The sequence below is a fragment of the Bacillus sp. 03113 genome (assembly GCF_006546985.1).
Lineage (GTDB): Bacteria > Bacillota > Bacilli > Bacillales > Cytobacillaceae > VATK01.
The window spans coordinates 230,117-243,971 of record NZ_ML637008.1 but is presented as its reverse complement, the minus strand read 5'-3'; the positions used below and the strand labels follow the sequence as shown (position 1 = coordinate 243,971).

The following is a 13,855-nucleotide window of genomic DNA, read 5'->3' as shown; positions in this document are numbered from 1 at the left end:
ACCTCCTTTGCTTTAAGATAATGGAAAGTGACAGGCTACTGAATGCTTGTCCCCAACAAGACTTGGTGTTTGCTCTTTACAGATCGCTTGAGCAAATGGGCAGCGCGTATGAAAACTGCAGCCCTTTGGTGGATTCGCTGGACTCGGTACATCCCCTTCAATCACCATTTTCTCCCTGTTCCGTAGATGAGGATTTGGAATTGGATATGCACTTAATAAGATTTGTGTATAAGGGTGCTTTGGATGACGGAAGATTTCTTCTGTTTTTCCTATTTCCACAATTTTCCCAAGGTACATAACAGCAATACGGTCGCTTATATATTTAACCGCTCCAAGACCATGTGCAATAAATAGATAGGTTAATTGAAACTTTTGCTGCAAATCTTTTAATAGATTTAAAACTTGAGCTTGAATCGAAACATCGAGTGCCGAAACGGGTTCATCACAGACGATAAGCTTTGGATTTAAGATTAGTGCTCTTGCAATTCCGATCCGTTGACGTTGTCCACCTGAAAATTCATGAGGATATCGGTTACGATGATGCTTTGTCAATCCAACCGTTTCGAGAATATCATCTACTTTTCGATAAACATCACTTTTTGTTGCAAGCTGATGGGCTAACAAAGGCTCAGCTAATAGGTCTCCAATCCTATTTCTTGGATTTAATGAAGAATACGGATCTTGAAAAATGATTTGCATCTGTGTTCTCATTTTTCTTAATTCACTCGTTTTAAGAGTAGATAAATCCTTCCCTTCAAACAGAATTTTCCCTTCTGTTTGAGGATCTAGCTGTACAATTGCTCGACCTGTAGTTGATTTTCCACAGCCTGACTCTCCCACTAACGAAATGGTTTCACCAGGATAAATATTAAAATTCAAACCATCAACAGCCTTTACATGCCCAACGGTTTTAGACAAAATCCCTTTTTTAATAGGATAGTATTTTTTTAAATTTTGAATTTCAACTAGAGGTTCAACTCCATTTGATAATTTAGCACCTGTTTCTTCCAAAATTACACTCATACATGAACCTCGCTTCCATCCATTATATTAAGCTTCTGTTGTTCATCCTCATATAACCAGCAGCGTACTTTATGTTCTCTTTTTTCATCTACAGGTAAATGAGGCGGCTTTTCAGTGGCACATTTCTCCATAGCATAAGGACATCTTGTATGAAAACGACAGCCTTTAGGCATTAGTTGAAGTGTCGGGACTGTCCCAGGAATAGAATACAGCCTTGTATCACTGTCGTAGTCCAAATGAGGAATTGATGCGATTAATCCTTTTGTATAAGGATGCTTTGGTTCATCAAATAAAGTAAATACATCTGCTTCCTCTACTACTTGTCCAGCATACATAACCATGACTTTATCAGCCATTTCCGCAATAACCCCAAGGTCATGCGTGATCATCATAATCGCTGTATTAGAATCCTCCCTTAGACCTTTCATTAGTTCTAATATTTGAGCTTGGATAGTGACATCTAATGCTGTAGTCGGTTCATCCGCAATTAATAGCTTTGGTTTACAGGATAAAGCCATTGCAATCATAACCCTTTGCCTCATCCCCCCTGATAACGCATGCGGATACTCATTGATGATCTGTTCAGCTCTTGGGATTCCTACCTTTTTTAACATTTCAATCGCATATTGTTTTGCTTCTTTTTTTCCAAGTTTTAAATGGAGCTTGATGGATTCCATCATTTGATTTCCAATTGTAAAAACAGGGTTTAAAGAAGTCATCGGTTCCTGAAAAATCATCGAAATTTCATTACCCCGTATATGTCTCATTTCTGCCTCTGATAATTTTGTTAAATCCTTCCCATCTAAAAGAATTGATCCTTGTTTAATATATCCGTGCTTCCCAAGGAGGCGCATAATAGAAAGAGAGGTAACACTCTTGCCACATCCAGATTCTCCTACAATCCCAATCGTCTCTCCTGGCTTTAAATAAAACGTAACTTCTTCTACAGATATAACTTCCCCTTTTTCAGTATTAAAAGCGGTTTGCAGCTTGTTTACCTCTAAAAAGTTTTGTACCACTTCAACACCCCCGCAGTTCTTTTAATTAATTAGTTGACTCAGCTACCTCAGCTTTAACATTCGCTGAAACATAATGATGAACTAAACTAAGCAACGCTTTCCCTGCATAAATCATTGCTCTTTCATCAAAATCAAATTTAGGATGATGGTGAGGGAAATTCGCTCCTATTTCATCATTCCTTGCACCTGTATGAAAGAACATTCCTGGTTTATGCTGTAAATAATAAGCAAAATCTTCACTTCCCATGATTGGATCTGCTTCTACCAACATCTCTTCATTTAATGTATTTTTGATAACATCAACAAAAACTTTCGTTTCTTCTTCGTGGTTAAAGACAGCTGGATAGCCTCTGTTATATTTAATTTCACAGCTTGCGTGAAAGCTTGAACAAATGCTGTTTACGATATGTTTTAATTCTTTTTCAATATGATCCTGTACTTCTTTGTCGAAGGTTCTAACGGTCCCTTTTAGAATAGCTGAATCAGCGATTACATTTGATGCGTTTCCAGCATGGAAAGAACCAATTGTTACGACAGCTGATTTCAATGGATTCACTTGTCTGCTAACTATGTTTTGAAGTTGATTAACGATCTGTGACCCAATCACGACAGCATCAACTGTTTCATGGGGCGAAGCACCATGGCCTCCTTTACCTAAAACTTTTATTTCAAACGCATCAGCTGCAGCCTGAGAAAAGCCACTTCTATACGCATATGTACCGAGGGGAGCTCTTGAGGCTAAATGAGATCCAAATACAAAGTCAACTCCATCTAAGCAACCGTCTTCTATCATAGCTATTGCTCCTCCAGGAGCTAGCTCTTCAGCATGCTGATGGAGAAGAACGACATTACCAGCAAGCTGATCTCGCTGTTCACTTAACACCTTCGCGACCGCAAGCAATGTTGCTGTGTGGCCATCATGGCCACATGCATGCATAACACCATCAACAGTAGACTTATAAGGTACATCCTTTTCATCTTGAATAGGCAATGCATCGAAGTCTGCCCGTAAAGCAATGGTTTTTCCAGGCTTCTCCCCTACTATTTTACCTACTACTCCTCTGCCTCCTACATTACTACGAACGTCAATTCCATAGCTTTCTAATATAGAAGCAATCATTTTGGGCGTTTCAATTTCTTGAAAGGATAACTCAGGGTGCTGATGTAAATATCTTCGCCACTCTACCATTTGATCAAACATACCTTCTAATTGTTCATACCAATTTGTCAACATAAATATTCCCCTCCTCAATAATCTAGTTACTATGTAAGAAAATATAACACTTTATTACTATTCCAATTTAAAATTGTCTACTTTTTTAGTATTCTAATTTTTCATGAAAAAAGCATATAAATAAATCTTATTCAACAACATAATGATTCATTTTATTGAAAAAGTATTAAGTTACACTTATTATGGATAATTACTTTAAAGTTAATAATATTTTCCATTTATTATTATTAACTGTTTAAAAGGATAAAATAGAAATAATTGTCGTTTTTAGGAATAAGATTATCCTTGGAAGCAAATATTAAATTTGGTTATACGACATTTTTTTCAAGTATAGGAAAATTATATGTTATATAGATATTGATAGTATTTAACTACCGCTTACTAATTATTGAGTATACTGAATTTTTTTAATTATCTCAATAACATTTTTCCAATATTTCTCTAGGTAAAAACTATTTAATTAACACAATTCCTTATTACAAAAGGATTGGAAACGATTTCTTTTAAAAGAATTTTTTATTTAATAATGTAAGATTTTCTAACATTGTTTTTTTAAAATGTCTTTTTATATCAGTTTTTGGTGTCGTGACACCTGTAACTTTTTTATGTAAAATAAATGATTGTCAGAATATTTAACACAATCACTAATTGTCATAATCCAATAATGAAACAAACCCACTTTTAGCCAAACTTAGGTGATTGTTTTATCATAGTATAAACAGCAGTTTTAGAATTTTCCCAGGAGATACATCCATTATTTCACAGTCTATTAATTACTATTTCAATTCACAAAGTAATTATTATACAAGTATATTTTGGAATGAAAATAACTCCTTATAAAAGACTATAAAATGAAACAAGTCTTCTTTAAGGAGTCGTATTATGTCATACTGTTATTTATTTTTTTTACTAAAGCACTTTACTTAGGAAGGATTTAGTCCTGTTTTCACGTGGATTACCAAATAGTTCGCCTGGAATATTTTCCTCCACAATAAATCCGCCATCCATGAAAATGACTCGATCGCCTACCTCTCGTGCAAAACCCATTTCATGAGTCACAACAACCATTGTCATTCCTTCTTTTGCTAGCTGCTTCATAACCTCTAGCACTTCTCCGACCATTTCTGGATCTAGTGCTGAGGTCGGCTCATCAAACAGCATAATTTTCGGTTCCATGGCAAGAGCTCTTGCAATTGCAACACGCTGTTTTTGTCCACCTGATAGTGAATCAGGATATACATTTGCCTTATCCTCTAAACCTACCTTGCGGAGAAGCTCCATCCCCTTTTCCTTCGCAACATCCTTTGCTATTTTTTTAACCTTTGTTGGCGACAGCATAATATTATCAATCACCGTCATATGTGGGAAAAGATTAAATTGTTGAAAGACCATTCCTACATCTGCTCTAATTAGATTAATATCTGTTTTTTTGTCCGTTAAATCTACACCCTCAATTAAAATACGACCAGCTGTAATTGTTTCTAATTGATTAATACATCTTAGAAACGTTGATTTTCCTGATCCGGATGGACCGATAACCACAACAACCTCTTGCGGCTGAATCTCAGCATTTATATCTTTCAATACCTCATTATCCCCAAACGATTTCTTTAAATTTTCAACCTTTATCATTCTGTTGCCAACCTTCTTTCAAGACGATTTAGCACGAAGCTTAAAGAAAGAGTTAATATTAGATAGATTAAAGCCGCTGTTAAGTATGGCTCCCATACACGGAAATATTGTGCTCCCATCGCTCTTCCCCAATACATGAGCTCTGGGGTTGCTACAGCAGAAACTAATGATGAATCTTTAATCAAGACAACAAACTCATTGCCAAGAGGGGGGATCATTCTTTTTATAGACTGAGGCAATATAACATATCGCATAGCTTGTACATGGTTCATTCCAAGAGAACGTGCCGCCTCCATTTGCCCCTTATCAATTGATTGTATTCCTGCTCTAAAGATCTCAGCGATATAAGCTGCAGCATTTAAAGAAAGAGCAATAATTCCTGTAGCTATCCCATTTGTACCATCAATAAATAGAGGCACTACACCAAAATGGATAATAAAAATTTGAACTAATAGCGGAGTTCCTCGAAAAAATGTAATATAGCATACAAAAGGAAAAGCAAGAACTCTATTTTTCATTAATTTTCCTAATCCTATTAAAAGACCTAAAACGGTTCCAATCACAATTCCAGCAATGGATAACCCAATTGTTAGTAAAGTTCCTTTAATTAGAAAAGGGGCATACTCGACGATAATATCCATTCGAAAATCCATTTAAATTCACTCCTTAAACCGAAAAATTGCGTAACACTTTTGTTTAGAGTTACGCAATTTCACTATTCCTACTCTTTTTTATAGGCTATGTTAAATAACTCTGTTGATTATTGAATCATTTAGCAGAATCTTCATGAACAGCTAGAGTAAGCGAGCTTGCTCCTAGCTGTTCATGAAGATTCTGCTACCTTGAAACTACGCTTCAAGGCGTGTGAAAGAATGTTTCACACGAATGATTCAAAAATCGCTTTTTCAACAATACTCTTTACTAAGTCTTTTTAAAAGTTCATTATTATTGCTGTGCTTTTAAATTTTCTACATCCGCTTCTGTTTTAAACCATTCTGTGTAAATCTTTGAATAAGTTCCATTTTCATAAAGCGCGTTGATAGCTTTATCAATATCCGCTTTTATCTTGCTGCCTTTTGGAAACATTAAACCGTAATATTCAGAAGCGAAGTTGTCTTTATCTTCAATAACGGTTAATTTTTTATCTGGGTTATTTTTAGCATATTCTTCAACAACGGTATTATCTGCTACAACTGCATCTGCTCCGCCGTTCACTAATTCCATGATTGCTAGATTGTTGTTTTCAAACTTTTTAATATTTTTATTATTTTTACCTAATAGAGTTTCAACTGCTTCTTGACCAGTTGTTCCATTTTGAACAGCGATCGTTTTTCCTTCTAAATCTTTAGCACTTTTAATATTGCTGCCTTCTGGCACTAATATTTTATTTGTTGACAGAAAGTATGGGACTGAGAAATCATACGATTCTTTTCTTTCGTCGTTAATTGTAATAGCTGAAATACCCATATCAGCTGTCTTTTTATCAATTTCTACAAATAATGGGTCCCAGCCTACATGCACAAGCTCATATTTGTAGCCAGCTTCTTTTGCCACCGCTTCAAGAAAATCGACATCAAAACCAACAATTTTCCCTTTATCCATGTATTCAAATGGTGCATAAGCAGCATCCGTTACGACTCTCAACGTCTTTTTAGAATCTGCTCCGCTGCTAGCACCCTCTTCCGCTTTATCTTTGCTTGTCCCACATGCAGATAGAATCAAAGCAAAAATAAGAGCAAGCGATAAAATAGAAAACTTCTTCATCTTTATATTGCCTCCTAAGTTTTGTAAATATTACAAAAATTTTCATTTTAAAAAAAATAATGTCCTACATACTTATTCACCAATCTAGTTTAAATACGCTGATGTAAAAGTACTTTCGACAACATTATATCTTTATTTACTTATATATACAATATCACCTTTTTCAAAAATTAGTAAGATGTCTAAATTTTACTATTTTTATTATTAGCACTATAGAAAAATAAGTATTAGAACAATACAAAAGAGGGCATCTAGATACCCTCTTTTAAATAGAAATATTAGTTGTTTACAAAGATTAAAGTTCGTTTTTTATACCATTACACCTACAAAAAATTCTTCATATAGTGCTTGTACTGCTTTTTTCTCTACTGCTTCCTTTACTCCAAACATCATGCTTACTTCTGAGGAGCCTTGGTTAATCATTTCAATATTCACTTTCGCTTCAGCTAATGCCTTTGATGCTCTTGCCATCGTCCCAATATTTTGGCGCATGCCTTCACCAACGAGCATAATAAGAGCTAGATTATGTTCAACCTTTACTTCATCTGCATCAAGATCCTCGATAATTCTTTTGACAATGCTTTCTTCCATTTTCTCGTCTATCTGATTTTGCCTTAAAATAATAGTAATATCATCAATACCCGAAGGAATGTGTTCATAAGATAATCCAAATTCTTCTAGGATGAATAAAATTTTTCTGCCAAAACCTATTTCTCTATTCATTAAATATTTACTTACGTATATACTGCAAAACCCTTCATCACTAGCAATCCCAACTACAGGACCATTTGTATTTTTCCTTATGTTAACTATTTTTGTTCCGGGTGCTTCTGGATTATTCGTATTTTTCACATTTACTGGAATCTCTGCACGGAAGGCTGGAATAAGTGCTTCATCATGAAACACAGAAAAACCAGCATAGGATAACTCTCGCATTTCACGATAAGTAAGCTCACGAATTTCCTTAGGTTGATTTACAATGTTTGGATTAACTGCATAAACTGCATCTACATCTGTAAAGTTTTCATATAGATCAGCTTTAATACCGTTTGCTAGAATGGAACCGGTAATATCCGAACCGCTGCGTGAGAAGGTCACGACATCGCCGTCTATGTTATAGCCAAAAAATCCAGGAAAAACAACAATACCAGATTTATTTCTTAACTCGTATAAACGCCCATAAGACTCGGGCAGTACTTGAGCATTTCCCGGCTCGTTACTTACTAATAAACCGGCTTCTTTCGGATTAATATACTGTGCTTCTAATCCTTTATACTCGAAGAAAGCTGCAACTAGCTTTGCATTATTGTCCTCGCCGCTAGCCTTCACTGCTTCCATAAAAGATTCTGGTTTGCTTTTATCACCATTAAGCAGGGACGAAAGATCTTCTCTTATTTTTTGAATGATTTCATTTGAGAGACCCAGTTCTTCTGCTATGCTTTTATATCTATTAATAATTGTTTCGAAAACATCGCTAGCATTTTCATCATTTAAATACTTCTCAGCACAGCTAATTAATAAATCTGTTACTTTTATATCGTCTGGATGGCGTTTCCCAGGAGCAGAAACGACCACTATTTTTCGCTCAGGATCAGATATAACAATATTATAGACTTTCTCTACTTGCTCACCTGAAGCCAGTGAACTACCGCCAAATTTAACGACTTTCATTTTTAAGACAACCCCTACTAGTTTATAATTTTCCGCAAATTTATTCTTATTATTACTCTTTTTTGAAAAAGAATCAAGCTTTTTCTTCCTTATACGTACAAGTGTTCATTTCTGATAGACAACTATTACAATTAGTCTATAGATTTCACATAATCACCTATTAAAATAGTATAAATTTTTTCAGCTTAATTTATTCAATAATTCTATTTACATTTCGCTTATTTACAAATTTGTCGAATTTGTCAAAAAAATTTAATCAAACATATTTAATTTTTACTTATATTTCGATATCATATTATTTAGCTTTACGAAATTGTTTTTGAAAGAAGGCTTTTATTCATGAATCAACAATTGGCAGTAAAACGCAATTTAATCATCATGTGGTTTGCTAATTTTTTTCTAGGCGGAAGCATGACAATGGTTATCCCATTTTTATCTTTGTATATAAAAAGCTTTGGGGAGTATTCTGAAAAATATGTTCAGCATTGGTCAGGATGGACGTTTGCAATTACCTTTGTCACTGCTTTTATCTTTTCTCCTATTTGGGGGAGAATTGGGGATCGATATGGTCGAAAAAAAATACTCATTCTTTCTGGACTTGGCATGGGGGTATCCATATTTTTAATGGGCTTTGCCAGCTCAGTTTGGCAATTATTCTTTCTTAGATTCTTTATGGGCATTTTTACAGGTTTTATTCCAATGTCTCAAGCTTTTATTTCAACTCAAACACCAAAGGAAGTCGCCGGGAAAGTACTTGGAACACTCCAAACAGGAAGTATTACTGGTACACTAATGGGACCATTATTGGGAGGAATAATCGCTGATGCCGTTGGCTATTCTACAACCTTCAAATGGACTTCTGGCTTCATTATATTATCAGCTCTTATCGTTCTTGCTGCAAAGGAATTTAGAGTAGATATTAATGAGGGGACAAAAACTCGTTATTCAAGCAAAGAAGTACTCCTTCACATCATGAGAAACCCTGTTCTTCTTACTGTTCTTCTTATCTCTGCATTAATACAAATCGCACACTTCAGCATCCAACCAATTTTATCCTTATATGTAGATAAAATACACGGCCCTGAAAACTTAGCTTTTTACTCTGGATTAGCATTTTCTGTAGCTGGTCTTGGAAATTTAATGATGGCAAGATATTGGGGGAAAATAGGAGATCAGGTTGGGTATCTTAAAATTCTTTTAATTCTTCTATTTGCAGCCGCTATTTTTTATTTCCCGGGAGCATTCGTAACAAGCTTTTGGCAGCTTCTCCTTATTCGTTTTGCACTTGGTATTACAATTGGCGGAATTATTCCCGTCCGAATTGCCTACATTCGTCAAGAAGCCCCAGTTGCGATGCAAGGTGAAGTGCTAGGCTATAATACAAGCCTTCGTTTCTTCGGAAACATTATAGGTCCTTCTATGGGCGGGGTTATTTCTGGTTATTTTGGATTCTCTAGTGTATTTCTTGTGACAAGTACACTTCTTCTTATAAGTGGATTGATTTTACTAGCAGCTCTCTATCGTCATCCCAACGTGGTCAAGCATTCTATTTAATTTTGTATGTAAATGAACCTTCACTGTTTTTGTAAATAAAATAATCTATATTTGAGAAGATTTACTATCATATTTACCTGGTACTTTTATATGATGAATTGTATAATATATACAATTCATCATAAGGAGTGAGACGATGGGAAAATCCAAAGCAAAGAAACAGCGGGAAAAACAAATACGTGAAGGTTTGTTAGATGTGACAATTCGAAGAGGAGATTGGGGTAATATAAATCCAATCAGCCGTCAAACAAAAACAAAGAAAGCTTCTATATTAAGCTATGAAAAGAAACATAAAAAGAACCATTCTCAAGGTTATGTAGAGGATGGTTCTTTTTATTTCCTTCTATTCTTGTATATAGCTGCAATATAGGGTTATTTCGTTTATGAACAATAGCGAATAGAATCTCCTCTTTATATACTTGTATACAAATTTAGAATAATTTGTAATGACTAGAATATTTTCTCACTCTCTACCGCACTTACTCTTATGGAAACATTCATCTCATGAGAAGCGTTTCCCATGTATACCCCTTTCATAGGCGTAATATCAGCATAATCGCGGCCCGTTGCAACACAAATATGATAATCAAGTGCTAGCATGTCGTTTGTTGGGTCAAAGCCTATCCATCCATAGGTTGGAAAATAGACTTCAACCCAAGCATGTGTAACTGCATCGCCCCGCATTGCTGCATCTTCTCCGTTATAAATATATCCACTTACATATCGAGAAGGAATTCCCTGACTTCTGCAAATAGCTAACATAATATGAGTGAAATCTTGGCATACACCTGTTTTCATTTCAAAAGCTTCACTTGCTACCGTTTTTACATGTGTTGCACCTGGCACATATGAAAAATGATTGTAAATATACTGATTAACTTTTTCTACAAAGTGGTAGAGATCGAGCTGATCCCTACCAACTTTTTTTAAGACCTCTTCTATCATGTGATCATGCAATATTGAATACTCTGTATGACATAAAAATTCTGCATACCGCTTTTTAAAAGCGTTGCTTTTCATCTCTTTTTCGATATCTAAAGTGATGATAACGTTAACAGGTTCATATGAGATCTCTAGAACGGATCTAGTTTGGACTTCTAAAAAATCATGTGGCTCCCACACATAAAAGGTTGAAACTTCATTGCCCCAGTAATCAAGATACTCAGAACCAGTTGCGTTCGGATTAATGATTTGCTCATATAAAATCAAATTCTGATTGCTATTAGATAGGGGTTTAAAAACACATTTATTAATGCTTTGACTTACTGGTCTGCTATACGTGTATTTTGTACTTTGTAACACTTCGTATTTCATGTAGATTTAATCTCTCCTAAATAGTATGTTTCCATTATAGCAAACCCAACCTGATCACATAACTGTAGAAGTTTTTGAAAATACGCATGCAGTGGTATATTTAAATGTTCGAGCGACTGATAGCTTACTTCTTCAAGTAATTCATGTATTTTATTATTCAAGCTTTCTGAATATGGATTTACACGATGGTTCTCCAACTCTTGGAAAGCCTTTAATAATTGATAGGCACTATATTTTGCTGATCGAGGCAATTTTTCATCTAATAGAACATAATTAATGACTGTCTTTGGATCCATAAACGCTTGATTTTTCTGCACATAAGATTCATATACACTTAGTGATTTTAGAACAGATGTCCAATAATGATAGGTTATATCATCTTTATCAAAACGAGCAGATAATTCTTTGTCATAATATACATCAATTGTGCTTACAGTCTTCCGAATCGTTTCTAAGTATTTGCCAAACTTAAAAAAAGAATAACAATCACTCCGAGGCATAGAACTCGCAATAACTCCTTGTGCTAAAAAATATTTTTCATGAATCATTTGAAAAAAGTCATTAAGCTGCTCTGTGGTAACAGAAATAGTTGAAAATTCTTTAATTTTAAAAAACAATTCATTTATCACTTCATAAAGCTCGATCGGAATGATCTCACGAATCATCTTTGCATTTTCTCTAGCGATTGATACACATGAATAAATGGAATTCATGTTTTCCTTTGAAAATGCAACGAAATAAATAACAGAGTGACGATCGAATGTCGAATACAGCTTTAAATAATCCGACTTGTTGCATGTGATCTCTATCACTTCCTTCCAATCGTTCTCATCACTATTTATTGGATCACTATTCTCTAGTATGCTTATTAATCGTACAGACAAAAGCTTCGCCATTCTGTCTGCTCTTTCTATGTTTTGCGATAACCAAAATAGTGAATCAGCCACTCTACTTAACATTAAATTACCTCTTTTCTAAACAATCTTTATTTCTTCTTTTTTCGTTGACTAAAAGCATAAGCGATAGCCAGTTTAACCAGCTAGACGAGGTTAAACTGACCGAACACTAAACACATTCTTACTCTAAAACCCAAGTATCCTTACTGCCTCCGCCTTGCGATGAATTAACAACGAGGGATCCTTTCGTTAATGCAACCCTTGTAAGTCCTCCCGGAACCACTTGAGGTTTCTCATTTAATACAACAAACGCCCTTAAATCAACGTGTCTCCCTTGCACTCCCTCATCTGTATAGGTAGGAAGCTTTGAAAGTGAAATGGTTGGCTGAGCGATAAAGTTTTCAGGATTTTCAATTATTCTTTTTCTATACTCTTCCTTTTCTTCTTCTGTTGCGTGGGGCCCAATTAGCATATTATATCCACCAGATGAATTTCTTTCTTTAAAGACCAATTCATCTAAATGCTCAAGTGCATAATGATAATCATCTTTATTTTTCAATAAGTATGTTTTAACATTTTGTAAGATTGGTTCTTCTTTTAAATAGAAGCGAATCATATCCGGAACGTACGCATATGTAGCTTTATCATCTGCCACCCCATTTCCTATCCCGTTTGCAATGGCTACATTCCCAGCTCGATATGCATCTAATAAGCCAGGTACGCCAATCATCGAATCCTCTCTAAATTCTAACGGATCTAGGAAATCATCATCTATACGGCGGTAAACAACATCAACTTGCTTTAATCCTCTAATCGTTTTCATGTAAACAACACGATCTTTTACAAATAAATCTCTGCTCTCAACTAATTCAATTCCCATCTGCTTGGCCAAAAAGCTGTGGTCGTAATAAGCTGAATTATAGACCCCTGGGGTTAATAAAACGATAGTAGGTTTTTTCGTTTCATTTGGGCAAATATATTTTAAAGCTTGATGCATTTCATGAATTTGATTTTCCAGTGATTGGATAGAATAATTCCCAAATACTTCAGGGAATATTTTCCTCATTACAAATCTATTTTGAAAAACATATGAAAGTCCAGAAGGGTTACGGACATTATCCTCTAAAACCAAATAATTTCCATCCTTATCCCTTATAAGATCAATTCCTGCTAGAAAAATATGATTTTTCTTTGGAACATTGACTCCATATACTTGATGGGCAAAATCGGCCGACGTAACAACTAAATCACGCGGAACTATATCGTGTTCAAAAATTTCTTGTTTTGTATAAACATCCTCTAAAAAGGCGTTAAGCGCCAAAATCCTTTGTTTTAATCCTTTTTCAATAACTTCCCATTCATCCTTTGGAATGATGCGAGGAAGAGGATCAAATGGCATGGTTCGCTCCGTACCTTCTAAATTATTGTAAACCGTAAATGTAATCCCTTGTCGAAGGAAATTTTGCTGTGCCAATTGGTGTCTTTGTTCAACCATCTGCTCAGTAAACCCTGACATATTTTGCAAAAAGGTTTGATAATGTTCATGTGGTTCATTATTTTCCGCAAACATTTCATCGTAAAATCCTTTTGCAACGTCGTATTCTTTTATCATCTGACACACCTACCTTTAATTTAAGGAATATAATTCGACAAGGATTTAATAATTCCTTCCTTTAAATACGTTATATGGGAGAAAATCTACAAAAAAATTCTGATTAATGTTAGTTTTCTGATTATATTGTAAGCTT

At 34.9% G+C, this 13,855-nt stretch carries 12 protein-coding genes; 2 read left to right on the top strand and 10 right to left on the bottom strand.

Features of this window, described 5'->3' with window-relative positions; all coding sequences use genetic code 11:
• Positions 1 to 12: 12 nt before the first annotated feature.
• The 7 genes from FDO66_RS01060 to FDO66_RS01030 all read right to left on the bottom strand — a co-directional run bounded on the left by FDO66_RS01060 (position 13) and on the right by FDO66_RS01030 (position 8,343).
• Positions 13 to 1,023, bottom strand: coding sequence for an ABC transporter ATP-binding protein (locus FDO66_RS01060; RefSeq protein ID WP_141430545.1), 1,011 nt, complete (start codon positions 1,021 to 1,023; stop codon positions 13 to 15).
• Positions 1,020 to 2,042 carry an ABC transporter ATP-binding protein gene (locus FDO66_RS01055; RefSeq protein ID WP_141430544.1) on the bottom strand — a complete coding sequence of 341 codons (1,023 nt, stop codon included), beginning with the start codon at positions 2,040 to 2,042 and terminating at the stop codon, positions 1,020 to 1,022. Before FDO66_RS01055 ends, FDO66_RS01060 begins: the two co-directional genes overlap by 4 nt.
• 25 nt (positions 2,043 to 2,067) lie before the next feature.
• Positions 2,068 to 3,276 carry a M20 family metallopeptidase gene (locus tag FDO66_RS01050; protein WP_141430543.1) on the bottom strand — a complete coding sequence of 403 codons (1,209 nt, stop codon included), beginning with the start codon at positions 3,274 to 3,276 and terminating at the stop codon, positions 2,068 to 2,070.
• A gap of 909 nt (positions 3,277 to 4,185) precedes the next feature.
• A complete protein-coding gene (locus tag FDO66_RS01045) occupies positions 4,186 to 4,908 on the bottom strand; it encodes an amino acid ABC transporter ATP-binding protein (RefSeq protein WP_141430542.1) in 723 nt (240 codons plus the stop codon).
• Positions 4,905 to 5,561: an amino acid ABC transporter permease gene (locus tag FDO66_RS01040; RefSeq protein WP_141430541.1), complete on the bottom strand. Its 657-nt coding sequence runs from the start codon at positions 5,559 to 5,561 to the stop codon at positions 4,905 to 4,907. The genes FDO66_RS01045 and FDO66_RS01040 overlap by 4 nt, the downstream gene beginning before the upstream one ends.
• Before the next feature lie 292 nt (positions 5,562 to 5,853).
• Positions 5,854 to 6,672: a basic amino acid ABC transporter substrate-binding protein gene (locus FDO66_RS01035; protein ID WP_141430540.1), complete on the bottom strand. Its 819-nt coding sequence runs from the start codon at positions 6,670 to 6,672 to the stop codon at positions 5,854 to 5,856.
• A 309-nt stretch (positions 6,673 to 6,981) separates the two neighbouring features.
• On the bottom strand, positions 6,982 to 8,343 hold the full coding sequence (locus FDO66_RS01030) for an aspartate kinase (protein WP_141430539.1): 1,362 nt from the start codon (positions 8,341 to 8,343) through the stop codon (positions 6,982 to 6,984).
• Between the two features lie 339 nt (positions 8,344 to 8,682).
• Between FDO66_RS01030 and FDO66_RS01025 the strand changes: the two genes are divergently transcribed.
• Positions 8,683 to 9,897: an MFS transporter gene (locus FDO66_RS01025; RefSeq protein ID WP_141430538.1), complete on the top strand. Its 1,215-nt coding sequence runs from the start codon at positions 8,683 to 8,685 to the stop codon at positions 9,895 to 9,897.
• A 136-nt stretch (positions 9,898 to 10,033) separates the two neighbouring features.
• On the top strand, positions 10,034 to 10,267 hold the full coding sequence (locus FDO66_RS01020; RefSeq protein WP_141430537.1) for a hypothetical protein: 234 nt from the start codon (positions 10,034 to 10,036) through the stop codon (positions 10,265 to 10,267).
• A gap of 80 nt (positions 10,268 to 10,347) precedes the next feature.
• On the opposite strand, the gene FDO66_RS01015 is transcribed toward FDO66_RS01020, so the two are convergent.
• The 3 genes from FDO66_RS01015 to FDO66_RS01005 all read right to left on the bottom strand — a co-directional run bounded on the left by FDO66_RS01015 (position 10,348) and on the right by FDO66_RS01005 (position 13,719).
• On the bottom strand, positions 10,348 to 11,211 hold the full coding sequence (locus FDO66_RS01015; protein ID WP_141430536.1) for a transglutaminase family protein: 864 nt from the start codon (positions 11,209 to 11,211) through the stop codon (positions 10,348 to 10,350).
• Positions 11,208 to 12,170 carry an alpha-E domain-containing protein gene (locus tag FDO66_RS01010; protein WP_141430535.1) on the bottom strand — a complete coding sequence of 321 codons (963 nt, stop codon included), beginning with the start codon at positions 12,168 to 12,170 and terminating at the stop codon, positions 11,208 to 11,210. Before FDO66_RS01010 ends, FDO66_RS01015 begins: the two co-directional genes overlap by 4 nt.
• Positions 12,171 to 12,288: 118 nt before the next feature.
• Positions 12,289 to 13,719, bottom strand: a complete 1,431-nt coding sequence (locus tag FDO66_RS01005) for a circularly permuted type 2 ATP-grasp protein (RefSeq protein WP_141430534.1) — start codon at positions 13,717 to 13,719, stop codon at positions 12,289 to 12,291.
• Positions 13,720 to 13,855 lie beyond the last annotated feature (136 nt).